Origin of the sequence: Klebsiella sp. Q11 (assembly GCF_964241505.1) — a bacterium.
GTDB classification, from domain to species: domain Bacteria; phylum Pseudomonadota; class Gammaproteobacteria; order Enterobacterales; family Enterobacteriaceae; genus Klebsiella; species Klebsiella michiganensis.
In genome coordinates this window covers 450,771-475,271 of sequence record NZ_CAXSXW010000002.1, presented here as the reverse complement: position 1 = coordinate 475,271, position 24,501 = coordinate 450,771, and the positions used below count along the sequence as shown (strand labels likewise).

Genomic DNA, 24,501 nt, shown 5'->3' with positions numbered 1-24,501 from the left:
ACTTTACGGGAGGCGCAACGCCTCCCTTTTTTTGCATTTTTTTCTTCAATTGATGGCACAACGTCATTTGTACTGCATCGCGAAGGCAGCTAACCAAGAGCCAGCGCAAGGGATGTGGTGCTAAAGGAACTCCTATGTTTACGGACACAATAAATAAGTGCGCGGCCAACGCCGGGCGCATTGCGCGCCTCTCGGCCAATCATCCACTCAGCTTCTGGGTCAGCGCCATGATGGCGGGCGCCTACGTCGGCCTCGGTATCATCCTTATATTCACCCTCGGCAACCTGCTCGACCCTGCCGTTCGCCCGCTGGTGATGGGCGCCACCTTTGGCATTGCGTTAACGCTGGTGATTATCGCCGGCTCTGAATTGTTCACCGGCCACACCATGTTCCTGACCCTGGGCGTGAAGACGGGGACCATCAGCCAGGGGCAGATGTGGGCGATTCTGCCGCAAACCTGGATGGGTAACCTTGCGGGTTCCGTTTTCGTGGCGCTGCTGTATAGCTGGGGCGGCGGCAACCTGCTGCCGGTCGATACCAGCCTCGTCCACACCGTCGCGCTGGCAAAAACCAGCCAATCCGCGATGGCGCTCTTTTTCAAAGGCGCACTGTGTAACTGGCTGGTGTGTCTGGCGATCTGGATGGCAATCCGTACCGAAGGCGCGGCAAAATTTATTGCTATCTGGTGGTGTCTGCTGGCGTTTATCGCGTCCGGCTATGAGCACTCCGTCGCCAACATGACGCTGTTTGCCCTCTCCTGGTTTGGCCATCATAGCGATGCCTACACGCTTGCGGGAATCGGTCACAATCTGTTATGGGTAACACTCGGCAATACTTTGTCCGGTGTCGTATTTATGGGATTGGGTTATTGGTATGCTACGCCGCAATCGGAGCGCCCCGCCCCGGAAAAAACTAACGAGACTAAGAGTCTGGCTCAGTAGACGTAATCGGTGCAGGCAGGTTGAACATTGCCCAGATTCAACCTGATAAATAAGATAGCCTGATAGCCAGATTCTAAGGCTGCTGCCAATAATTAAGAGGGAATGTCGTGGACCATTTGCCTATATTTTGCCAATTACGCGATCGCGACTGCCTGTTAGTCGGCGGCGGCGATGTGGCTGAGCGTAAAGCTCGTCTGTTACTGGACGCTGGCGCCAGATTAACGGTCAATGCCCTGGATTTTGTGCCGCAATTCCAGGTATGGGCCGATGCAAACATGCTGACCCTGGTTCAGGGCGAGTTTAATCCTGCTCTGCTGGATAACTGCTGGCTGGCCATTGCCGCAACCGACAACGAAGCGGTTAATCAACGAGTCAGCGCGTCAGCGGAAGAAAGGCGAATATTTTGTAACGTGGTCGACGCCCCTCAGCAGGCCAGCTTTATTATGCCGTCGATTATCGACCGCTCGCCGCTGATGGTGGCCGTCTCATCCGGCGGCACCTCGCCGGTTCTGGCGCGCCTGCTGCGCGAAAAGCTGGAGTCAGTTTTACCGCTGCATTTAGGCCAGCTGGCCCACTACGCAGGTCAGCTGCGCTCAAGAGTAAAGAAACAGTTTGCCACCGTCGGCGAGCGCCGACGCTTTTGGGAGAAACTGTTTGTTAACGACAGGCTGGCGCAGTCGCTGGCCAACGAGGACCGCCAGGCCGTCGCTGACGCCACGGAGCAGCTGCTGACCGAGCCGCTGGATCATCGCGGTGAAGTGGTACTGGTGGGTGCAGGCCCCGGCGACGCCGGACTGCTGACCCTCAAAGGCCTGCAGCAAATACAGCAGGCCGATGTCGTGGTTTATGACCGCCTGGTCTCCGACGACATTATGAATCTGGTGCGCCGCGATGCCGACCGGGTCTTCGTGGGTAAACGCTCGGGCTACCACTGCGTACCGCAGGAAGAGATTAACCAGATTCTGCTGCGCGAAGCCCAGGGGGGGAAACGCGTTGTACGACTGAAAGGCGGCGATCCGTTTATCTTTGGCCGCGGCGGCGAAGAGCTGGAAACCTTGTGCCATGCCGGTATTCCGTTCTCCGTTGTACCGGGAATTACCGCGGCCTCAGGCTGTTCCGCCTACTCGGGCATTCCCCTGACCCACCGGGATTTTGCCCAGGGCGTGCGCCTGGTTACCGGCCACCTTAAGACCGGCGGCGAGCTGGACTGGGAAAACCTGGCGGTTGAAAAGCAAACCCTGGTGTTTTATATGGGCCTGAACCAGGCTCCGGCGATCCGGGAAAAACTGATTGCCCACGGCATGGCGGCGGATATGCCCGCAGCCATCGTTGAAAACGGAACGGCGATAACGCAGAAGGTTGTCACCGGCACGTTAGAGCAATTGGATATTCTGGCCCAGCAAATGGCCAGCCCGGCGCTGATTATTGTCGGCCGCGTGGTCGGCCTGCGCGATAAGCTAAACTGGTTCTCCAACCATTAATGACGCTGATGTAGCTCAAAACCGCTCACAAATTAAAAAGCCGGATGCATTGCACCCGGCTTTTTATTGCGCTGAGACCAACAAATTGCTCAGGGCTTAGCGACGAAACCAATCGCTTCGTAAACCGCTTTCAGGGTAACGGAAGCGCGAGCGCTGGCTTTCTCCGCACCCTCTTTCATGACCTGATTGAGGAATGCTTCATCACCGCGGAATCGGTGATAGCGCTCCTGCAGTTCGGTCAGCATGCCGGAAACGGCTTCAGCCACTTCGCCCTTCAGGTGACCGTACATTTTGCCTTCAAAATGCTGCTCCAGCTCTGGAATGCTCTGACCGGTAACGGCAGAGAGGATATCCAGCAGGTTGGAGACGCCCGCTTTGTTCTGGATGTCGTAGCGAACAACCGGCGGCTCGTCGGAGTCGGTGACCGCGCGTTTGATCTTCTTCACCACCGATTTCGGGTCTTCCAGCAGGCCGATAACGTTGTTGCGGTTATCATCTGACTTGGACATCTTTTTGGTCGGCTCCAGCAGCGACATCACGCGCGCGCCGGATTTTGGAATAAACGGTTCCGGCACTTTAAACACGTCGCCGTAGATAGCGTTGAAACGCTGGGCGACATCGCGGCTCAGCTCCAGGTGCTGTTTCTGGTCTTCGCCAACCGGGACCTGGTTAGTCTGATACAGCAGAATGTCGGCAGCCATCAGTACCGGATAGTCAAACAGACCGGCGTTAATGTTTTCCGCATAGCGCGATGACTTGTCTTTAAACTGGGTCATACGGCTCAGTTCGCCGAAATAGGTGTAGCAGTTCAGCGCCCAGCCGAGCTGCGCGTGCTCCGGCACGTGGGACTGAACGAAGATGGTGCTTTTTTGCGGGTCGATACCGCACGCCAGATACAGCGCCAGGGTGTCCAGCGTGGCCTTACGCAGCTGCTGCGGGTCCTGACGAACGGTAATCGCGTGCTGGTCAACGATGCAGTAAATGCAGTGGTAATCGTCCTGCATGTTTACCCACTGACGCAGCGCACCCATGTAGTTGCCAATGGTCAATTCACCGGAGGGCTGTGCGCCACTAAAAACGATGGGCTTAGTCATTTTTTATTCCTGAGTTTCACTGTACGGTAGCCCGAAAGCGGGCAAGAGTTCATTAAATTGGTCAAAGATATAATCCGGCTCGCTCAGCGAAATCGGCTCGCCGTAGTTGTAGCCGTAGGTCAGACCGATCGAGCTGCAGCCCGCGGCCTTCGCGGCCTGAATATCGTTGCGCGAGTCGCCAACGAACAGCAGATCCGCGGGTGGCAGCCCCAGTTTCTCCGCGACCAGAAGCAGCGGTTCCGGGTGCGGTTTTTTGTTTTTTACATCATCGCCGCCGATAACAACGGTAAAATATTTCGCGATATCCAGCGACGCCAGAATCGGCGCGACAAACGGCGTCGGTTTATTGGTTACCAGCGCCAGCGGCAGGCCCTTTGCGTGCAGCGCGCCCAGCGTATCGGCAACGGCGGGAAACAAAAAGCTCCCCTCTTCCGCCACTTCGCCATAGTAGCGATCGAACAGCTTGCGCAAAATGGCCTGCTGTTCAGCCTGCGGGATATCGTCATGATCGACGGAAGGTTTACCCTGCGCCGCTCTCAGCGCCGCGCGCTCCTGACGGGCCCAGGTCAGAGCCCGCTGGATCAGAACGTCAGCGCCGTTGCCAATCCAGGTCACGACGCGCTCTTCGCCCGCCATCGGCAGTTCCAGCGCATACAGGGCGTTATCAACGGCAGCGGTCAATCCCGGCGCGCTGTCTACCAGCGTCCCGTCGAGATCGAACGCCACGCCGCGAATATTTTGTAACTTATCCATGGCTAACCTTTGCTAATTCGCTACGCATTTGATCGACCACTTTTTTGTAGTCAGGCTGATCGAAAATGGCCGATCCGGCAACAAACATATCCGCACCGGCTGCGGCAATCTCAGCGATATTGCTGACTTTTACGCCGCCGTCGACTTCCAGACGGATGTCGTAGCCGGATTCATCAATGCGACGACGAACTTCACGCAGTTTTTCCAGGGTGTGCGGAATAAAAGACTGACCGCCAAAGCCTGGGTTGACGGACATCAGCAGGATGACATCCAGCTTATCCATCACGTAGTCGAGGTAGCTCAGGGAAGTGGCCGGGTTAAACACCAGACCGGCTTTACAGCCGTGCTCTTTGATAAGCTGCAGCGTGCGGTCAACGTGTTCAGAAGCTTCCGGATGGAAAGTAATGATGCTGGCGCCCGCGGCGGCAAAATCAGGAACGATGCGGTCAACGGGCTTGACCATCAAATGCACATCAATCGGCGCGGTGATACCGTAATTTCGCAGTGATTTAAGCACCATCGGACCAATGGTCAGATTCGGCACGTAGTGGTTGTCCATCACGTCAAAGTGCACAACATCCGCACCCGCAGCCAACGCATTGGCGGTATCCTCGCCCAGACGGGCAAAATCAGCCGACAGAATCGAAGGGGCAATCAAATACTGCTTCATCCGCATCTCCTTGAAATTTATTTGGTCTTGGGCGGACGGTACAGAGCCAGAAGCTCGTCCACCTTCTTACGTGTACCACCGTTGCTGCTGATGCTGCGTCGAACCTTCACAATATGCGTCTCAGCGGCGTTTTTGTACCACTCCTCAGTGAGCGGCGTGCGATGGTTTGAAATCAGCACTGGAATGCGCTTTTTCATCAGCGATTCCGCCTTTTTAGCCAGCAGCTCCTGCTGCTCCTGGCTAAAGCTATTCGTATGATAAGCCGTAAAATTCGCCGTTGATGACAGCGGCGCATAGGGCGGATCGCAGTAAACAACGGAGCGGTTATCTGCCCGCTTCATGCACTCTTCATAAGATTCACAATGAAACTCTGCATGCTGCGCCTTCTCCGCGAAATGATACAGCTCAGCTTCGGGAAAATAGGGCTTCTTATAGCGACCAAACGGCACGTTAAACTCACCGCGCAGATTGTAGCGACACAGGCCATTGTAGCCATGACGATTCAGATACAGGAACAGCACCGCGCGACGCAGCGGCTCCTGACTCTGGTTGAACTCATCACGGAACCGATAATACTGCTCTGCGACGTTGTTCTCTGGCGTAAACATCTCACGCGCCGCCGTAACATAGTCATCGGTACGCAGCTTGACGATGTTATACAGACTAATCAAATCACTATTGATATCAGCGAGGATATAACGAGAAAAGTCGGTATTCAGAAATACCGACCCGGCGCCCACAAAAGGCTCAATCAAGCAGTCGCCCTGCGGCAAATGCTTCTTAATATCGTCAAGCAGGGGGTATTTACCCCCTGCCCATTTCAGAAAAGCGCGATTCTTTTTCATGCTGCCTAACTAATTACACATTCTCCGGCTGTGGAGAAAGCTCCGACAGCATCCTGCGCTTCAGACTACACTGCGGCATTATTTCAGGTCAGACTGAACCTGATGCAGCGGTTTTGCCCACGGATTTTTTGCCTGTACATCTGCTGGCAGCGTAGCAACAGCACGTTTCGCTTCATCTTTCGAAGCGTAGATGCCGCTCACCAGGACATACCAGGGCTGACCGTTACGCGTAGTCTCATAGACAACATATTTTTCCAGCTTCTCTTTCTTCGCCCAACTGTTGAGGTTGTTGTAGTTAGAAGAGCTGCTGAGCTGCAGCGTGTAATGACCGGACGGCGCAGATTTCATCGAACTGACGTCACCCGCACTTTTACCCGCAGCGGCCGTAGCAGCCGGAGCGGCAGCGGCAGTTGCTGCTGGCGCGGTGGTCGCGGTCGCAGCAGGCGCGGTAGTCGCGGCTGGTTTGGCCTGGGCAGTTGCGGCAGGCTTAGTCGGCTGCGCGGCTGCCGGCGCCGTGGTCGCGACGTTTTCGACACGCTTAGGCTGGACCGCTGCCGGCTTCGGCTGGGTCGGCGCTTTCGCCGTGGCCTGCGGTTTCGGTTCGATAACCGTATGCTTACGCTCCGCCGGGCGCGGTGTCGCCGCCGTCTGACGCTCTGTCGTCGCCTGGCGCGGGGCCGCGGTGCCATTGCGCACTGGCGCAACGGTGGCTGGTTCAGTTGGCAGAGTAGAATTCGCGACCGCGCTATCAATCTGACCCTGCTGCTGGGTCAGCGCATTGTTCAGATCGCCCTGAACCTCAACGCGCTGCTGGCCTTGGGGTTCAGCCGTCGCCTGACCTTGAGTCGGGTTAGACGCGATAGGCGGCAGAGAAACATCCTGCGGCTGCGCGTTGTTTGCCGCTGATGAATCCTGAGCAGCAGGCTGGGTATTATTATTGTCCTGCTCGCCGGACAGGTTGATGCTCTTCTCGCCGGAAGCCGTTTGCTCGCTGGATGAGGATGGTGATTTCAGCGCGGAACCCACGCCAACGATCAGCAGCAGCAGAACGAGGATCCCCACGCCCATCATGATGTACTGACGGGAAGCCGGTTTCGCAGGCGCCTTCTTACGCTTACGAGGACGACGCTCAACCTGACGCTCTTCGTCATCGTCTTCGTCAGACTCTACTTCTTCTTCGTATTCTTCATACTGTTCTTCATCGCGCTCACGGCGTGCTTTGCTGCCGCGCGTCGGGCGACCATCGTCAGCATCATCAAGTTCGACATCATCAAAATTGATTTGCGGATCGGCATCACGCTCTGAAGACTGACGAGAACGACCAGTACGACGATCGCTGCGATCGGCTTTCATATCGTCTTCTGGTTTTAATTCATCCATTTAACACCCCACTAAAAGGCTTATGCTCACGACTATTGCACGTCACCCGAAATGATAACGCCGCGCGAACGCGGCCAGACCTTCTTATTGTTGCGCCTGCTGAGTATCAGCAATCGCGCCAAGAACAACATCATGCGGGACTCCGCCGCGTATCTCGCTCTTCCCTATCGCGAGAGGTAGCACCAGCCGCATCTCGCCCGCCAGCACCTTTTTATCACGCATCATATGGGGCAAATACGCCTCTGCTGCCATCTCCTGCGGGCCACTTACCGGCAAGCCAGCACGCTGCAGCAGATGAATAATGCGCTGCGTATCCTGCGGATTAAACCGCCCCAGACGTTCGGATGCACGCGCCGCCATCACCATACCGGCAGCGACCGCTTCACCATGTAACCAGTTACCGTAGCCCATCTCAGCTTCGATAGCATGACCAAAAGTATGGCCAAGATTGAGTAAAGCACGTAACCCGGTTTCGCGCTCGTCGGCGGCGACAACTTCAGCTTTCAGCTCACAGCAGCGACGGATACAGTACGCCATCGCTTTTTCATCCAGCGCCAGCAATGCATCAATATTATTTTCCAGCCAGTCGAAGAATTCGCCGTCAAGAATAACGCCGTACTTGATCACTTCAGCCAGGCCGGAAGAGAGCTCACGCTTCGGCAGCGTTTTGAGACAGTTAAGATCGACAACAACAGAAACCGGCTGCCAGAAGGCGCCAATCATGTTTTTGCCGAGAGGATGGTTGACGGCCGTTTTGCCGCCTACCGAAGAATCCACCTGCGACAGCAGAGTGGTAGGAACCTGAATAAAGCGCACGCCACGCTGGTAGCTGGCCGCTGCAAATCCCGTTAAATCACCAATCACCCCACCGCCGAGCGCCACTAACGTCGTGTCGCGGCCGTGTGGTTTTTGCAATAGCGCGGTAAAAACGGTATCCATCACCGCCAGGCTTTTAAACTGCTCGCCGTCGGGAAGAATCACGCTATCGACTTTTACGCCCGCTTGCTCAAGTACGGAGCGTACGGTATCCAGATAAAGCGGCGCCAGCGTTTCATTGGTGACCAGCATGACCTGGTCGCCTGATTTCAGTGGCAGGAAGGAAGCTGGATCGTTAAACAAACCAGCCGCGATGGTAATCGGGTAACTACGTTCCCCGAGGGTTACAGTAAGCCTCTCCATAACGCGACGTCCACCTCAGTTGCTTTTACTCTGACGCACTTTATTAAGCCAGAATCAGTTGCTTTCCAGCATATGAATAATCTGGTTTGCTACCACTTTCGCGCTTTGATCGTCAGTGCGGATAGTGACATCTGCAATCTCTTCGTACAGCGGATTGCGTTCATCCGCCAGCGCTTCCAGTACTTCGCGAGGCGGAGCATCAACCTGCAGCAAAGGACGCTTTTTATCGCGCTGCGTACGGGCAAGCTGCTTTTCGATAGTTGTTTCCAGGTAGACCACCACGCCGCGGGCGGAGAGACGGTTACGCGTTTCACGGGATTTTACAGAGCCACCGCCGGTTGCCAGCACGATTCCCTGTTTTTCCGTCAACTCATTGATGATTTTTTCTTCACGGTCGCGGAAGCCGTCTTCGCCTTCTACATCAAAGACCCAACCCACATCTGCGCCAGTGCGTTTCTCAATTTCTTGATCGGAATCGTAAAATTCCATGTTGAGCTGTTGGGCTAACTGGCGCCCAATAGTGCTTTTGCCGGCACCCATAGGCCCAACCAGAAAGATATTGCGTTTCTCTGCCATTTTTTCGGTACTACTAAGACTATTCGTTAATGGTAAACCCGCTTCGCAGACACCCAGCGCAGCAGGACATGAACTGAAACCTCATATGCAATTAGAGCGAGAGTCAGACTAAAAATTATCTCAATACTCCGGCTGGTTTGGCAACAGAATAAATCACCGGACAAGAAAGGGAGGATTGATGTCGTACCCGACTCTCAAATCGGTACCCCTTGTATGCTAAATCCGTCCTCACGTCAAACACCTGAAACGTGTTTAGCATGAAAAACCCGCTTAATGCACTGCCAGAATACGTGGAGTGATGAAGACAACCAGTTCACGTCGTTCGTTATCCTTACCGTCACGGCGAAATAACTGACCAAGCCAGGGGATGTCGCTAAGGAGAGGAATACCATCGCGAGACGTTTTATTTTTCTGCGCAAAGATCCCGCCTAACGCCAGGGTCTCGCCGCTTTTCATTTCAACCTGCGTTTCTATTTCTTGTTTATCGATAGCCAGCGCTTCACCATTTTCCTGTTTGAGCACCTGGCCCGGCGTATTTTCGCTAATCCTGAGTTTTAAACGCACGCGATCGTGATGCAGCACCGTCGGCGTCACCTCCATCCCCAGCACCGCCTCTTTAAACTCAACGGAGGTCGCCCCGCTTTCGCCGCTGGAGACCTGATAAGGTATCTCGCTGCCCTGCTTAATGCTGGCGGGCTGCATATGGGAAGCCAACAGCCGAGGGCTGGCGATAATGTCCACCTGCTGCTTCTGCTCAAGCGCGGAAAGTTCCAGCTCCAGAAGCCGCCCGCTGATGCGGCCGATGTTAAACCCGGCTCTCGTGCTGGCATCCCCTACCGCGAGGTTGCTGCTCAAGGTGGTTAATTTACCGGAGCCCGGCGGGCTGCTGGCGTCGGCCAGGCTCCACTTAACGCCCAGTTCGCGCAGGCTGGTTTCGCTCATTGAGACGATGTGCGCCGCCAGCTCAACCTGGCCGACGGGCACATCCATTTCCCGGGCCCACGCTTTTAACGCCGGGAGGTGCCGGGCATCATCACGAATCAACAGGCGGTTGGTTCGCTTATCGACCATCATATGCCCGCGAGCGCTGAGCAGTTTTTCACCCGCCTTCGCTAAATCTTCTGCATCCGCATAATGCAAGGTCACGCTATGTCCCTGCAAAGGAAGATTCTGCAGGCGCTTTGCTTTTTCCGCTTCCAGCTGCAGCCGCTGCGCCTTTTGCCACGCCTGAGTGTGCACGTACAGGACCGAACCTTGCTGAGTCAGGGCCAGACCGGCGCTGTCGATAACCGAGCGCAGCGCCTGTAACCAGGGCACCTCCTTCAGATGAAGAGATACCGTACCGCTGACGTCAGGAGCCACCACGAGATTTTTTTGCTTCAGCTCCGCCAGCGTTTGCAGTACCTGGGACACCGGCGCATCATCGACGACCAGCGACACGGGAAGATCCTTTTTGGCCGCGACGACCATCAGCGGCAGGAGCAGAAACAGCAGGCTTGTCCATCGCATTATTCTTTATTCCCTTTCGCAGCCAGACCCACTGTGCGGGTTCACACCCAGGACCGGTTGATATTGTCATTTTCTCTGGCGTCAGGCGCGTCACCCGCCAGCCCGTGGGCAAAATCGCCTCCGCCCTCACGCGACGCCATTTCCCGGCGCTATCCTGCACGATCCCCATAAGCGCCAGCGAATCGCCGATAGCACCGCCGTAGCGCCACTGGCTAAGCTGCGCCGTCCGGCAGCGGTCCACCGGGGGCTGAAACGGATCGCGCTCTTCAGCCAGCAGCGGGAGCGGGAACAGCAGCCAACACCACCATTTAAGGCGCATCTTCCGCCTCCAGATGCAGGGTCAACCGTAACGCCTGCTTTTCCGGCTGCAGGGAGAAAGCCGTAGCGCGCATCCCGCAGCGAGCCAGCCAGGAAAAGAGCGCGGGCACCGCTTGCCAGTCAACCGCCAGCTGCATCTCGCCTGCGGAGCCCCCTGGCCGCCAGGCGATAAGCGTCGCCCCGGCAATCGGAAGATCAATAGGCGTAAAAACCTGGGTCGCGTCTTCCTCCATGCCGGCGGTCTGTAAAGCGCTACGCAGCGGCAGCAGTTTTCGCCACTGCGCCTGTACCTGCGGCGAGCGCCCCGCCGACGTTTCTGCCTGGAGAGGCAGCAGTAGCCAGAACCCGATTACGGCGATGAGGACCAGAGCGACGGATATCATGAACAGATATTTGCGCCCCGTCAGCCAACGTTCAACGTCCCACTGCATTGTCGTCCTCTTCGGCCATGGAAAAGTGAAATAACCAGCGCCCTTCGCTGTCGCGGTGCGTTTCTCCCGCCTTTGGCGGACGCAAGCCGGCAACGCTCCCCAGCGCCTTTTCAAGCTCAGCCAGCCCCTTTAGATGCAACGTGAGTCCGCTCAGTACCAGGGTATTCTGTCGGTATTCCAGCAGCGTTAACCAGGCGTGCTCCGGCATACGCGACGCTATCGCCTGTAACGTTGGCTGCCAGGCTGCGGTTCTCTCGCGCCGCAGATAGCGCAGGCGCCGTTGTTCCTGCTGCTGCAGGCGCTGGCGCATGGCGCGTTCACGCTGCTGTAATGCGCTATAAAGCAGGTCGTCAGCGCTTATCCTCGCCGTTTCAAGGGAGTGGCTGGCCCGTTTGTTGAGCCGTGAGGCGAGGATCGCCGCAAGCAGAATAAGTAGCAAACCCACAATCAGCAGTCCTGCCATCCGCAGACGTTGCCGTCGACGCGTTTCGCGCCAGGGAAGGAAGTTAACGATGTGGCTCATGGCTGACCCGCTCCCAGCGCCAGGCCGAGGGCAACGGTAAAGCTATCGCCACGGGCCGGGAGCGGGGGCTGCAGGCGATGAATGACGCTCCATGCGTCAAAATTCTGCTCGTCGAGCGAGGCAGAGTTGCAAAGGCGAAACTCTCCGGCGTTCACCCGGGAAACCAGGCCGGGAAAAGAGGGTACGTCGCTGCATGGACAGCATCCCCAGCTATCGGCGGTCGCCCAAAGCCAGCTCGCTTCGTCACGCCACGCCAGCCCCTGAACCTCGACGGGCAGCCAGGGGAAAAAGGCGCCAAGCGCGCTGGCGTCCGGCACAATTCCGACCACCTTCAGCTTAAGGCGGCTTGCCAGCTGGCCGAGGACGTTAATATCCAGGCGCTGCGCGGCGGTGACCCGCCAGCCATCGGCCGCTCTGGCGTCCACATAATCGACGCAGAGCGATGACGCGGGCATTTCCAGCTGCTGCGCCATCGCGCTGGCGATCCAGGTCGCCTGCTCGCTTTCTCGTAATGAAATCTGCGGGCGCGGAAGCTGCTTTTGCAGCGTTCGCGCCGCCGGGAAGGCAATACACGCCTGATGCTGCAAAGGCAGCTCCCGCCGCCAGGGCTGCAGCTGGCGGGCCAGCGACTCAACGTCCACCACGATGCCCTGCCGCACGGTGCCGGGCATCAGCGGGATACTCCACCAGCGACGTAGCGCCCAGCGTGAACGCTCGAGTAATAACGCGACGATAGCAATATGGTCCTGCTGAATATGCATTCCTATGCGCCAGTTTCTAAAAGCCATGCCTACGATCTCCTTATCCGCCGATATGCTTCGCTATATCAATGCTCCAGGCTTGCCTTTATACTACTGCGCGTTTGTTTATAAACTGCCCAATGAAAACTAAATGAGAAATCTCCGGTGAAGTTCGTAAAGTATCTTTTTATCCTTGCAGTCTGTTGCGTACTGCTGGGAGCAGGCTCGATTTTTGGTCTCTATAAATATATAGAGCCGCAGCTCCCCGACGTCGCAACCCTGAAGGATGTGCGCCTGCAGATCCCGATGCAGGTCTATAGCGCGGATGGCGAGCTGATTGCGCAATATGGCGAAAAACGCCGTATTCCCGTCACGCTGCAGCAAATGCCGCCTGAGCTGATAAAAGCGTTTATCGCCACCGAAGATAGCCGTTTTTATGAGCACCATGGCGTTGACCCGGTCGGGATTTTCCGCGCGGCCAGCGTCGCGATGTTCTCCGGCCACGCCTCGCAGGGCGCCAGTACGATTACTCAGCAGCTGGCGCGCAACTTCTTCCTGAGCCCTGAGAAGACGCTGATGCGTAAGGTGAAAGAAGCCTTCCTCGCGATCCGCATCGAGCAGTTGCTCAATAAAGATGAAATCCTTGAGCTGTACCTGAACAAAATCTATCTTGGCTACCGCGCCTACGGCGTCGGCGCGGCCGCGCAGGTCTATTTTGGGAAATCCGTCGACCAGCTTACGCTGAGCGAAATGGCGGTCATTGCGGGCCTGCCTAAAGCGCCGTCGACGTTTAACCCGCTCTACTCCATGGATCGCGCAACCGCCCGCCGCAACGTTGTTCTCTCACGGATGCTGAGCGAAGGCTACATCACGCAGTCGCAGTACGATCAAGCGCGTAGCCAGACGATTGACGCCAGCTACCATACGCCGGAAATCGCCTTCTCCTCCCCGTATCTTAGCGAAATGGTGCGTCAGGAAATGGTCAGTCGCTACGGCGAGCAGGCTTATGAAGACGGTTATCGCGTCTACACCACCATTACCCGTAAAAATCAGCAGGCAGCCCAGCAGGCGGTGCGGAATAACGTGCTGGATTACGACATGCGCCACGGCTATCGCGGCCCGGAAAAGGTGCTGTGGAAGGTGGGCGAAACGCCGTGGGATAACCAGAAAATCCTCGATACCCTGAAAAAAACCCCGAGTACCGGACCGCTCTCTCCGGCGGTAGTCACTTCGGCAAGCCCGCAGGAAGCCGTCGCACTCATGAGCAACGGCACCTCGGTGTCGCTGAATATGGAAGGCGTCCGCTGGGCGCGTCGGTTTATCTCTGATACCCAACAGGGCGCCACGCCGCGTAAAGTGAACGATGTGGTACAGGCCGGGCAGCAGGTGTGGGTCCGCCAGGTGGGTAGCAGCTGGTGGCTATCGCAGGTGCCTGATGTCAACTCGGCGCTGGTATCGATCAACCCGCAAAACGGGGCGATCATTGCGCTGGTCGGCGGCTTCGATTTCAACCAGAGCAAGTTCAACCGCGCGACTCAGGCGCTGCGCCAGGTCGGTTCTAACATTAAGCCGTTCCTCTACACAGCGGCAATGGATAAAGGCTTAACGCTGGCGAGCATGCTCAACGATGTGCCGATTTCCCGCTGGGATGCCGGCTCCGGCTCCGACTGGCGGCCAAAAAACTCCCCGCCGCAGTATGCGGGCCCTATCCGCCTGCGTCAGGGGCTGGGTCAATCAAAGAACGTTGTCATGGTTCGCGCGATGCGGGCCATGGGCGTGGACTACGCGGCAGAGTATCTTCAGCGCTTCGGCTTCCCGGCGCAGAACATCGTGCGGACAGAATCGCTGGCGCTGGGCTCCGCGTCTTTCACCCCGCTTCAGGTTGCTCGTGGCTATTCGGTGATGGCTAACGGCGGTTTCCTGGTCAGCCCTTATTTCATCAGCAAAATCGAGAACGATCAGGGCGGCGTCATTTTTGAAGAGCGGCCAAAAATTGCCTGCCCGCAGTGCAATATACCGGTGATTTATGGCGATACGCCGAAGTCCGATGTGCTCGAGAACAAAGACGTTGAGGACGTAGCGACCTCTCAGGACCCGCAAAACCCTGGCGTTCCTCCGCAGCCGCAGCTGGCGCAGGCGAACCAGTCGCTGGTGGCGCAAAGTGGCGCACCGGAGTATGCGCCGCACGTGATCAACACCCCGCTGGCGTTCCTGATTAAAAGCGCCCTGAACACTAATATCTTCGGCGAACCGGGCTGGATGGGCACCGGCTGGCGAGCGGGACGCGATCTGCAGCGTCACGATATCGGCGGCAAAACCGGGACCACCAACAGTTCAAAAGATGCGTGGTTCTCGGGCTACGGCCCTGGCGTGGTGACGTCGGTATGGATCGGCTTCGATGACCACCGTCGCGACCTTGGCCGCACCACTGCCTCCGGGGCAATCAAAGATCAGATATCGGGCTATGAAGGCGGCGCCAAAAGCGCTCAGCCGGCCTGGGATGACTTTATGAAAAACGTGCTGCAAGGCGTACCGGAAGAACCGCTTACGCCGCCGCCGGGTATTATTACGGTCAACATTGACCGCAGTACCGGTCAGTTGGCCAGCGGCGGTAACAGCCGCGCTGAGTACTTTATTGAGGGCACTCAGCCTACCCAGCAGGCGGTTCATGAAGTCGGCACCACCATTACCGATGGCGGTGGGGAAACCCACGAACTGTTCTGACAAAAAAAGCGCCTGCGGGCGCTTTTTTTTGGCTGACGGAAAACCGGTTGTAGATATCGTGCCACGGCTGGCGCCTTTACCACGACCTACCGCAACGGCGCCGTGAGGCAGCCGCGGGGCATTTTTCGTTATCCGGGAGTGACGCTACAGCCGCCCCTGAGCCTGCAGCCATTCGCGCAGCAGGAACAGCGCACTAACGTTACGCGCTTCGTTAAAGTCTTCTTCATCAAGCAGCGTCATCAGCTGCGACAGCGGCCAGCGAACCTGGGGCAGCGGCTCGGGCTCGTCGCCGGGCAGCGATTCCGGATAAAGATCTTCCGCCACCAGAATGTTCATCTTGCTGGAGAAGTAGGAGGGGGCCATGCTCAGCTTTTTCAAAAACGTCAGTTTTTGCGCGCCAAAGCCGACCTCTTCTTTTAGCTCGCGGTTGGCGGCCTCCAGTACGCTTTCACCCGGATCGATCAGGCCTTTTGAGAAGCCCAGCTCATAGGATTCCGTACCGACAGCGTATTCGCGAATCAAGATTATATGGTCATCGACAATCGGCACAATCATCACGGCTTCACGGGTAGAAGGCCGCATCCGTTCATACACTCGGCGCACGCCGTTGCTGAACTCGAGGTCCACGCTTTCAACATTAAAAAGGCGCGAGCGCGCGACTGTTTCAACGTTGAGAATAGTGGGTTTTTGTAATGATTTGCTCATTGTCATCGGTCTATGCTGTGATTACAGCGGCCATTGTGCGATACGCAGCACGGTTTCGGCAATCCTAATCGCTACTAATTTACATAGTTGCAACTTTCCCGTCCCGAGCCCGATTATCACAATGACTAAAAAGTCAATAGGTTGAATAGTATTTGAGAATATACTGATTCCTGGATTTTAACGTTTTTGATAAGGTTGTATGCTGCTGCTTTGCATAAGAGATTTTCCCGCTTTAACAGAGTGCCGATTGCGACGGCTGTTTTACCTCCATTGATGAATGGCAACCGACGATACCAGTAAGAAAAGAATAACTATGATGGGATGGGCATGGGCACCTTTCTGATATTTTTGATAGCTCTGCTAATCTGCGCATTGCTTATCGGGTGGTGGTATCGCACGCATGCAAGACGTCGTCGCCTGCCGCTGCTGCAGGCCTTTAGCGATGCCGCGACGCGCAAGCTTTCCGATGAAGAGCGCAGCGCCGTAGAAAAATACCTCGACCGTCTCAGCCGCAACCAGCAGCTGCCGGCATCAGGCGCCAGCAGCGCGCCGGTAAACCTGACCCTGAACGAACAGAGCGGCACCGTTTATAGCGTCACCCGAGCCATCACTCGTTACGGCATCACCACCGACGACCTCAACAAATGGCGCTACTTCCTTGATTCCGTGGAAATTCATCTTCCCCCCTTCTGGGAACAACACATCAATGATGAAAACAGCGTCGAATTAATCTCCACCGATAGCCTGCCGCTGGTGATTGCTCTCAACGGGCAAACTCTCAGCGACTACCCGCACGAGTCCCGAGGGTTGGCGCTTGAAAAATCCTCCGTGCCTCAGGCTTCCATCCGCGGAGAAGAGAGCGAACAAATTGAGCTGCTGAACATCCGCCCGGAAACCCCTGAAGAGTACGCGCTCAGCCGCCCTGACGGTCTGCGCGAAGCCATCCTGGTGGTCACCGCTTTCCTGCTGTTTTATTGCAGCCTGATGACTCCCAACGTTTTTTCCCCCTGGCTACTGGGCGGCGGGTTGCTTCTCCTGCTTGCGGGCATATGGGGTATTTACGCCCCCCCACGTAAAACATCGCTGCGGGAAATTCACTGCCTGCGCGGCATGCCTAAACGCTGGGGGCTGTTTGGTGAAAACGACCAGGAACATATCAATAATATTTCCCTCGGCATTATCGATCTTATCTACCCGCGCCACTGGCAGCCGTGGATCGCGCAGGACCTCGGCCAACAAACGGATATCGACATCTATCTTAGCCGCCACGTTGTCCGCCAGGGGCGCTTCCTGTCGCTGCATGATGAGGTCAAAAACTTCCCGCTTCAGTACTGGCTCCGCAGCGCGATTATCGCCCTGGGCGCGCTGCTGGTCGTCGTGATGCTGTGGGCAAGCGTACCGCTGAATATGCCCTTTAAATTCACCCTTTCATGGCTCAAGGGCGCACAAACTATCGAAGCCACGACGGTTGCCCAGCTGGAGAAGTCAAAGATTCGCATCGGCGACACGCTGCGCCTGAAAGGCACTGGAATGTGCAACATCCACTCGCCGGGCGCCTGGACGGCAAAAGAGAACTCGCCGTTTATGCCGTTCGATTGTTCACAAATCGTCTGGAATGATGCCCCTCCCCTGCCGCTGCCGGAGTCAGATATCGTCAGTAAAGCCACCGCCCTGATGCAGACAGTTCAGCGCCAGCTCCATCCCGAATCCGATGACGATTCGCGCGTCAGCCCGGCGCTGCGTTCCGCCATTCAGAAGTCAGGCATGGTGCTGCTGGATGACTTTGGCGATATCGTCACCAAAACTAACGACCTGTGCTCTGCGAAAGACGATTGCGTTCGTTTGAAGAATGCGCTGGTTAACCTCGGTAATACCCGCAACTGGGAAACCCTGATCAAACGCGCAAACGCGGGCAAGCTGGATGGCGTCAACGTCCTGTTACGCCCGGTAAGCGCGGAGTCGCTGGAGAATCTGGTCACCACCTCCACCGCCCCGTTCATCAGCCGTGAAACCTCGCGCGCGGCGCAGGCGCTGAATAGCCCGGCGCCCGGCGGTTTCCTGATTGCCAGCGATGAAGGCAGCGACCTGGTGAATCAGCCATGGCCAGGCACCGGGTTATACGACTTCCCTGCACACCAGCAGTGGAGCGAACTGCAGCGCCTGGCGGGCATGTTAATGCACACGCCGTTCCAGGCAGAAGGCATCGTCACCAATCTTTATACCGATGCCAACGGGACGCAGCACATCAACCTGCATCGTATTCCCGATCGCACCGGTCTGTGGCGCTATCTCGGCACCACGCTGCTGCTGCTGACCATGCTGGGCTGTACGGCGTATCACGGCCTCCAGGCTTTTCGCCGCTATCAGCGCCATCGCCAGCGTCAGGAAGAGATTCAGAAATACTACGAAAGCTGCCTGAATCCGGATCTCCTTTCCTCGCCGGAACCGCAAGAATAATTCTCTGCGCGACCGGGTATGATACCCTGTCGCGCAATTTCCCCCTCGCTGGAGACTCACCATGCATTTTGATATCGCCTGGCAGGAGGTTGATACCGTTCTGCTGGATATGGACGGCACGCTGCTCGACCTCGCCTTCGACAACTACTTCTGGCAAAAACTGGTGCCGGAAACCTGGGGCGCCGCGCGGGGTCTCAACCTGCAGGAAGCCAGGGACGCAATGCGCCAGGAGTACCACGCGGTGCAACATACGCTAAACTGGTACTGCCTGGACTACTGGAGCGAGCGCCTGGGTTTGGATATTTGTGCGATGACCAGCGAGCAGGGGCCAAGGGCCGCGCTGCGTGAAGATACCGTGCCGTTCCTCGAGGCGCTAAAAAACAGCGGCAAACGGCGGATTTTGCTGACCAACGCCCATCCGCATAATCTGGCGGTGAAGCTAAAGCACACCGGGCTGGATGCACACCTTGATTTATTGCTTTCCACCCACACATTTGGTTATCCGAAAGAAGATCAGCGGCTGTGGCACGCCGTGGCTGAAGAGACCGGCTTCGACGCGCGTAATACGCTCTTCGTCGACGATAACGAGGCGATTCTGGACGCGGCGGCGGAGTACGGCATCCGCTATTGCCTCGGTATCACCAACCCCGATTCCGGGCTGGCGGAAAAAAGCTACGCTCGCCATCCGGGGTTGAATGACTACCGGCATCTGATCCCCTCGCTGACCCTATAACAGGAGAGGCCATGAAAGAAAAACCCGTCGAAGCCGTCAGGCTGGACAAATGGCTGTGGGCGGCCCGCATTTATAAAACCCGTGCGCTGGCGCGCGAGATGATTGAAGGCGGCAAGGTGCACTATAACGGACAACGCAGTAAGCCGGGCAAAGTGGTCGAGCTGAACGCGACCCTGCTGCTTCGCCAGGGTAATGACGAACGAACCATCGTGGTAAAGGGCATTACCGAACAGCGCAGACCCGCCAGTGAAGCCGTCGCGCTTTATGAAGAGACGGCGGAGAGCATCGAGAAACGCGAGAAAATGGCGCTGGCGCGGAAGATGAACGCGTTAACCATGCCGCATCCCGACAGGCGACCGGATAAGAAAGAGCGCCGCGACCTGATGAGATTTAAACACGGCGATAGTGAATAACTGTGGCCCGCAAGAGAGATGATTATGACTCAACACGATCAATTACACCGCTATCTGTTTGAAAACTATGCCGTACGCGGTGAGCTGGTAACCGTTTCAGAAACTTTAGAACAGATTCTGACCAACCATAGCTACCCGCAGCCGGTGAAAACCGTGCTGGCGGAACTGCTGGTTGCCACCAGCCTGCTGACCGCCACGCTGAAGTTCGCCGGCGATATTACCGTTCAGCTGCAGGGCGATGGCCCGCTGTCGCTGGCGGTGATCAACGGCAACAACCAGCAGCAGATGCGCGGTGTAGCCCGCGTCCAGGGCGAGATCCCGGAAGGGGCGGACCTGAAAACCATGGTCGGTAACGGATATCTGGTCATTACCATCTCTCCGGAAGAGGGCGAGCGCTATCAGGGCGTGGTCGGCCTCGAGGGCGATACCCTTGCGGCCTGCCTCGAAGATTACTTCCAGCGCTCCGAACAGCTGCCGACCCGACTGATCATTCGTAGCGGCGAACACGACGGTAAACCGATGGCCGGCGGCATGCTGCTGCAGGTTCTGCCGGCGCAGGACGCACAGGCGGCGGATTTCGAACATCTGAGCACCCTGACTGAGACCATCAAAGCTGAAGAGCTGTTTACCCTGCCAGCAAACGATGTGCTCTGGCGCTTGTATCACGAAGAAGAAGTCACCGTTTACGAGCCGCAGAACGTCGAGTTTAAGTGCACCTGCTCTCGCGAGCGCTGCGCCGGCGCGCTGAAAACGCTGCCGGATGAGGAGATCGATAGCATCCTGGCCGATGAAGGTGAAATCGATATGCACTGCGACTACTGCGGTAATCACTACATCTTTAATGCGATGGATATTGCCGAAATTCGTAACAACGCCTCCCCGGCCGACCCGCAGCTCCACTAATCATCCCTTCGCCAGGCGCGGTTTCCCTTTTCGCGCCTGGCGTCAACGCTTTTTCTGCGCGTGGTGAATCGATTCCTCATGAAAGAGTTACGTAATTTTCTTTCAGGTAAGCGATTACATTCACATTTCAACAGTTTTTTTAATTACTTTTTAACCATTAAGAAACATCTACCCCCAACTATGCCCCAATTCCTGAGATAATCCCCTACGCCTCGTGACAGGAGTCACAACGTTTTTCGTAAGTCCGCCGTTTGTCGAGATACGTAAATCTATGAGCCTGGTCGCGGTCTATACCCCGTAATAAACCCTACAATTTAAAGCAGTACATATTGGCTAAGGAGCAGTGACATGCGCGTTAATAATGGTTTAACCCCGCAGGATCTCAAGGCTTATGGTATCAATGACGTCCAGGATATCGTTCATAACCCCAGCTACGATACTTTGTATGAAGAAGAGCTCGCCCCCAATCTGGAAGGCTATGAACGTGGCGTATTAACAAATCTTGGTGCAATCGCCGTAGATACCGGTATTTTTACCGGCCGTTCTCCAAAAGATAAGTATATCGTTCGTGACGACACCACCCGCGATACGGTGTGGTGGGCTGATAAAGGCAAAGGCAAGAACGACAACAAGCCGCTCTCTGAGGAAACGTGGCAGCACCTGAAGGGGCTGGTGACCCGCCAGCTCTCCGGCAAGCGTCTGTTTATCGTTGACGCCTTCTGCGGCGCCAATGCCGACACCCGCCTGAGCGTCCGCTTTATTACCGAAGTCGCCTGGCAAGCGCATTTCGTGAAGAACATGTTTATCCGACCAGGCGATGAAGAGCTGGCAAACTTCAAGCCGGACTTCATCGTGATGAACGGCGCCAAGTGCACCAACCCGCAGTGGAAAGAACAGGGTCTGAACTCCGAGAACTTCGTCGCGTTCAACCTGACCGAGCGCATTCAGCTCATCGGCGGCACCTGGTACGGCGGCGAAATGAAAAAAGGGATGTTCTCGATCATGAACTACCTGCTGCCGCTGAAGGGCATCGCCTCCATGCACTGCTCCGCCAACGTAGGGGAAAAAGAGGATGTCGCCATCTTCTTCGGCCTTTCCGGTACCGGCAAGACCACCCTCTCTACCGATCCGAAACGCCGTCTGATTGGCGATGACGAACACGGCTGGGATGACGACGGGGTCTTCAACTTCGAAGGCGGCTGCTACGCCAAGACCATTAAGCTTTCCGAAGCCGCGGAGCCGGATATCTACCATGCGATTCGCCGCGATGCGCTGCTGGAGAACGTGGTGGTGCTGGCCGACGGCACCGTCGATTTTAACGACGGTTCGAAGACCGAAAACACCCGCGTCTCTTATCCGATCAACCATATCGAGAACATCGTTAAGCCGATCTCTAAGGCCGGTCATGCCACCAAGGTTATCTTCCTGACCGCCGACGCCTTTGGCGTCCTGCCGCCGGTTTCTCGCCTGACCGCCGACCAGACCCAGTACCATTTCCTGTCTGGCTTCACCGCCAAACTGGCGGGTACCGAGCGCGGCGTTACGGAGCCGACGCCAACCTTCTCCGCCTGCTTTGGCGCGGCGTTCCTGTCGCTGCACCCGACGCAGTACGCGGAAGTGCTGGTGAAACGCATGCAGGCGTCCGGCGCGCAGGCCTATCTGGTCAACACCGGCTGGAACGGTACCGGTAAACGTATCTCTATCAAAGATACTCGCGCCATTATCGACGCCATTCTTGATGGTTCGCTGGACAACGCCGAAACCTTCACTCTGCCGATGTTTGAGCTGCAGATCCCGACCGAGCTTCCCGGCGTGGATACCCATATCCTTGACCCGCGCAACACCTACGGATCGCCGGAGCAGTGGCAGGAGAAAGCGGAACAGCTGGCGAAGCTGTTTATCGAGAACTTCGAGAAGTACACCGATACGCCGGCGGGCGCTGCGCTGGTGGCCGCGGGGCCGAAACGCTAATCGGGTCCGCAGAAATGAAAAAGCCGGGAATCGCTTCCCGGCTTTTTTATCGCGTTGACATCACGCAGGCTTCTTCTTACTCGCCGCCTTGCGCCGCTTATCCAGATCCTTAAGCAGCTTATTCACCTGCTCATCGGCAAACATCGCCTCGAGGGTGGTGGAGAGCTTGCGACGCCAGTTTGGATACTCCGTGCTGGTGCCCGGAATATTGACCGGCTCGGCCATCTCCAGCCAGTCTTCCGGCTGCAGGCCCAGCAGGGCGCTGTTGCTGTCGGCAATATAGCGCTGCATTCCACGATTGAGGGTCGACGTCATCGCCATCAGCGACGCTTTGTGCCCGGTACGCTTCGGCAGACAGCCGTAGCGGTGCAGAGCGTCCAGCAGCCCCTGCTTCGCCCGTTCGCGGTCCTGATACAGTCCGCGCAGTACCACCGCATCCGGATACAGGCCAAGCGATTTACCCAGCGTCAGGTCGCCGCTTTCCCAGTAGCCGCGCAGCGTTGGCAGGTCATGCGTCGTAGCCACAGCCATTGATTGCTCCGGATACGCCTTCGGCGCACGGAAAGTCTTCTCGTGGTCATTTTCGAAATAGAGCACTTTGTAAGAGTAAACGCCGCTTTTACGCAGCTTACCGACGATCTCTACCGGTACGGTTCCCAGATCCTCGCCGATCACCATACAGCGATGACGCTTACTCTCCAGCGCCAGAATCGACAACAGATCGTCGACCGGATACTGCACATAGGCGCCGTGATCGGCCGTTTCACCGTAAGGGATCCACCACAAACGCAGCACCGACATCACGTGATCGATGCGCAGCGCCCCGCAGTTTTGCATGTTGGCGCGCAGCAGTTCGACAAACGGCTCATAGGCGCGCGCCACGATGATATGCGGATCCATCGGCGGCAGGCCCCAGTTTTGCCCCAGCGGGCCCAGGATATCCGGCGGCGCGCCGACGGAAGCTTTCAGGCAGTACAGCTCGCGATCGCACCAGGTTTCCGCCCCGCCTTCCGCAACGCCCACCGCCAGGTCGCGATACAGGCCGATCGGCATGGCGTCGTTCTGGCTGGTATGCCAGCATTCGGCAAACTGAGTGAAAGCGAGCCACTGCAGCCACAGGTAAAAATTCACCTCATCGGCGTGTTCGGTGCAGAACGCTTTAACCTCCGGGCTATCGGTATCCTGATAAGCCTTCGGCCACGCGGGCCAGCCCCAGCGCAGCGGATCCTGCTTAACCTGCCAGGCGTGCAGCGCGTCAAACGCCGCCTGCCAGTACAGGCTTTCCCCCTCGCGCGCCACAAACTGACGGAACTCCGCCGTCGTCTCATCGTTACGTGCGGAAAAACCTTTCCAGGCCATGCGCAGCGCAGTGAGCTTAAGGGCGGTCACGGCGGTGTAGTCAACATCATCGGTCTGACGCGCGGCCTGCAGGGCCTGCTGCGTAGCCGGTGATTGCCACCATTTCTGCGCCTCTTTGCTGTGACGGAAATCCTCTACCGCATTGACATCAATATAGATAACGTTGAGCCAGCGGCGCGAAGAGGGGCTGTACGGACTGGCGCTCTCCGGATTAGCCGGATAGAGCGCGTGGATCGGGTTAAGCCCGATAAACGCACCGCCGCGGCGGGCGATTTCCGGCAGCATCGCGCGTAAATCGCCGAAGTCGCCAATCCCCCAGTTCTTCTCCGAGCGCAGCGTATACAGCTGTACGCAGGTTCCCCACAGCTTCTTGCCATCCTTCAGCGCCTGCGGTTCGTAGCAGCGCGCGGGCGCGACGATGACCCGGCAGTGCCAGCGGTCGCCGTCCCGAGTCAGCGTCAGCGTGTGGTACCCTTCCGGCAATCTTGCCGGCAGCGGCAGCGTTTCACCGCCGCGCGCCTGGCCCTGATACTGTTTCCCTTCTTCGGTGGTGAGGATCCAGTGGAACTCCCCCTGGCCCGCCACCGGCAGAGACATCTTTTTGCCGTAGGTGAACACCTGCACCGCAGGCAGCGGGTTAACCGCCGCCTTCACGGCGCTCGCTGTACGATGCATCGCATCAAGCAGCCGCTGCTTGGTCACCGCAGCAATGGACTGCGGCTTTCCATGAGCGTTGATGTAGCTTGGGCTTATTCCCGCCGCCAGGGCAGCGTTATCAAGGCGTTTAGTCTCCATA

The 24,501-nt window shown here is 57.0% G+C and carries 22 protein-coding genes; 8 read left to right on the top strand and 14 right to left on the bottom strand.

Going from position 1 to position 24,501, the window contains the following annotated elements; genetic code table 11:
- Window positions 1-134: 134 nt before the first annotated feature.
- Complete coding sequence (nirC, locus tag ACESQ2_RS04550; protein ID WP_046877913.1) at window positions 135-941, top strand: nitrite transporter NirC; 807 nt, start codon at window positions 135-137, stop codon at window positions 939-941.
- A 107-nt stretch (window positions 942-1,048) separates the two neighbouring features.
- Window positions 1,049-2,422 carry a siroheme synthase CysG gene (cysG, locus tag ACESQ2_RS04545; RefSeq protein WP_004854905.1) on the top strand — a complete coding sequence of 458 codons (1,374 nt, stop codon included), beginning with the start codon at window positions 1,049-1,051 and terminating at the stop codon, window positions 2,420-2,422.
- 89 nt (window positions 2,423-2,511) lie between these two features.
- Here the strand turns inward: cysG and trpS are convergent, their stop codons facing one another.
- The 12 genes from trpS to ACESQ2_RS04485 form a co-directional block, all read right to left on the bottom strand.
- Window positions 2,512-3,516, bottom strand: a complete 1,005-nt coding sequence (gene trpS / locus ACESQ2_RS04540) for a tryptophan--tRNA ligase (protein ID WP_004854910.1) — start codon at window positions 3,514-3,516, stop codon at window positions 2,512-2,514.
- A gap of 3 nt (window positions 3,517-3,519) precedes the next feature.
- A complete protein-coding gene (gene gph / locus ACESQ2_RS04535; RefSeq protein ID WP_224259856.1) occupies window positions 3,520-4,269 on the bottom strand; it encodes a phosphoglycolate phosphatase in 750 nt (249 codons plus the stop codon).
- Window positions 4,262-4,939, bottom strand: coding sequence for a ribulose-phosphate 3-epimerase (gene rpe, locus ACESQ2_RS04530; protein WP_004126039.1), 678 nt, complete (start codon window positions 4,937-4,939; stop codon window positions 4,262-4,264). Before rpe ends, gph begins: the two co-directional genes overlap by 8 nt.
- Before the next feature lie 17 nt (window positions 4,940-4,956).
- Window positions 4,957-5,784 (bottom strand): adenine-specific DNA-methyltransferase, encoded by an 828-nt coding sequence (dam, locus tag ACESQ2_RS04525; protein ID WP_025107840.1) that lies wholly within the window; start codon window positions 5,782-5,784, stop codon window positions 4,957-4,959.
- A 78-nt stretch (window positions 5,785-5,862) separates the two neighbouring features.
- Window positions 5,863-7,164, bottom strand: coding sequence for a cell division protein DamX (gene damX, locus ACESQ2_RS04520; RefSeq protein WP_049070367.1), 1,302 nt, complete (start codon window positions 7,162-7,164; stop codon window positions 5,863-5,865).
- An 84-nt stretch (window positions 7,165-7,248) separates the two neighbouring features.
- Window positions 7,249-8,343 carry a 3-dehydroquinate synthase gene (aroB, locus tag ACESQ2_RS04515; RefSeq protein WP_004854923.1) on the bottom strand — a complete coding sequence of 365 codons (1,095 nt, stop codon included), beginning with the start codon at window positions 8,341-8,343 and terminating at the stop codon, window positions 7,249-7,251.
- A gap of 54 nt (window positions 8,344-8,397) precedes the next feature.
- A complete protein-coding gene (gene aroK / locus ACESQ2_RS04510; RefSeq protein ID WP_004106441.1) occupies window positions 8,398-8,919 on the bottom strand; it encodes a shikimate kinase AroK in 522 nt (173 codons plus the stop codon).
- Window positions 8,920-9,189: 270 nt separating this feature from the next.
- A complete protein-coding gene (gene hofQ / locus ACESQ2_RS04505; protein WP_162934534.1) occupies window positions 9,190-10,431 on the bottom strand; it encodes a DNA uptake porin HofQ in 1,242 nt (413 codons plus the stop codon).
- Window positions 10,340-10,747, bottom strand: a complete 408-nt coding sequence (locus tag ACESQ2_RS04500) for a HofP DNA utilization family protein (RefSeq protein WP_014839685.1) — start codon at window positions 10,745-10,747, stop codon at window positions 10,340-10,342. The genes hofQ and ACESQ2_RS04500 overlap by 92 nt, the downstream gene beginning before the upstream one ends.
- Window positions 10,737-11,177 (bottom strand): hypothetical protein, encoded by a 441-nt coding sequence (locus ACESQ2_RS04495; protein ID WP_025107843.1) that lies wholly within the window; start codon window positions 11,175-11,177, stop codon window positions 10,737-10,739. The genes ACESQ2_RS04500 and ACESQ2_RS04495 overlap by 11 nt, the downstream gene beginning before the upstream one ends.
- Window positions 11,161-11,700, bottom strand: a complete 540-nt coding sequence (locus tag ACESQ2_RS04490; RefSeq protein ID WP_014227060.1) for a PilN domain-containing protein — start codon at window positions 11,698-11,700, stop codon at window positions 11,161-11,163. The genes ACESQ2_RS04495 and ACESQ2_RS04490 overlap by 17 nt, the downstream gene beginning before the upstream one ends.
- Entirely contained in the window at window positions 11,697-12,488 is a 792-nt protein-coding gene (locus ACESQ2_RS04485; RefSeq protein WP_373170184.1) for a pilus assembly protein, read from the bottom strand. The genes ACESQ2_RS04490 and ACESQ2_RS04485 overlap by 4 nt, the downstream gene beginning before the upstream one ends.
- A 117-nt stretch (window positions 12,489-12,605) precedes the next feature.
- On the opposite strand from ACESQ2_RS04485, the gene mrcA reads away from it, so the two are divergent.
- The gene (mrcA, locus tag ACESQ2_RS04480; RefSeq protein ID WP_009654857.1) at window positions 12,606-15,164 is read left to right on the top strand and encodes a peptidoglycan glycosyltransferase/peptidoglycan DD-transpeptidase MrcA; all 2,559 of its coding nucleotides are present in this window, start codon (window positions 12,606-12,608) and stop codon (window positions 15,162-15,164) included.
- A gap of 144 nt (window positions 15,165-15,308) precedes the next feature.
- On the opposite strand, the gene nudE is transcribed toward mrcA, so the two are convergent.
- Entirely contained in the window at window positions 15,309-15,869 is a 561-nt protein-coding gene (gene nudE, locus ACESQ2_RS04475; RefSeq protein WP_004854946.1) for an ADP compounds hydrolase NudE, read from the bottom strand.
- Window positions 15,870-16,196: 327 nt separating this feature from the next.
- On the opposite strand from nudE, the gene ACESQ2_RS04470 reads away from it, so the two are divergent.
- From ACESQ2_RS04470 to pckA, 5 genes are all read left to right on the top strand, one after another.
- On the top strand, window positions 16,197-18,326 hold the full coding sequence (locus tag ACESQ2_RS04470; protein ID WP_373170183.1) for an intracellular growth attenuator family protein: 2,130 nt from the start codon (window positions 16,197-16,199) through the stop codon (window positions 18,324-18,326).
- Window positions 18,327-18,387: 61 nt separating this feature from the next.
- Complete coding sequence (gene yrfG, locus ACESQ2_RS04465; protein WP_029946960.1) at window positions 18,388-19,059, top strand: GMP/IMP nucleotidase; 672 nt, start codon at window positions 18,388-18,390, stop codon at window positions 19,057-19,059.
- Between the two features lie 11 nt (window positions 19,060-19,070).
- On the top strand, window positions 19,071-19,472 hold the full coding sequence (hslR, locus tag ACESQ2_RS04460; protein WP_014227064.1) for a ribosome-associated heat shock protein Hsp15: 402 nt from the start codon (window positions 19,071-19,073) through the stop codon (window positions 19,470-19,472).
- Window positions 19,473-19,490: 18 nt separating this feature from the next.
- A complete protein-coding gene (gene hslO, locus ACESQ2_RS04455) occupies window positions 19,491-20,375 on the top strand; it encodes an Hsp33 family molecular chaperone HslO (protein WP_160741635.1) in 885 nt (294 codons plus the stop codon).
- A 348-nt stretch (window positions 20,376-20,723) separates the two neighbouring features.
- Entirely contained in the window at window positions 20,724-22,346 is a 1,623-nt protein-coding gene (gene pckA, locus ACESQ2_RS04450) for a phosphoenolpyruvate carboxykinase (ATP) (protein WP_014227066.1), read from the top strand.
- 60 nt (window positions 22,347-22,406) lie between these two features.
- Here pckA and malQ read toward each other — a convergent pair whose 3' ends face one another.
- Window positions 22,407-24,500: a 4-alpha-glucanotransferase gene (malQ, locus tag ACESQ2_RS04445; RefSeq protein ID WP_224259859.1), complete on the bottom strand. Its 2,094-nt coding sequence runs from the start codon at window positions 24,498-24,500 to the stop codon at window positions 22,407-22,409.
- Window position 24,501 lies beyond the last annotated feature (1 nt).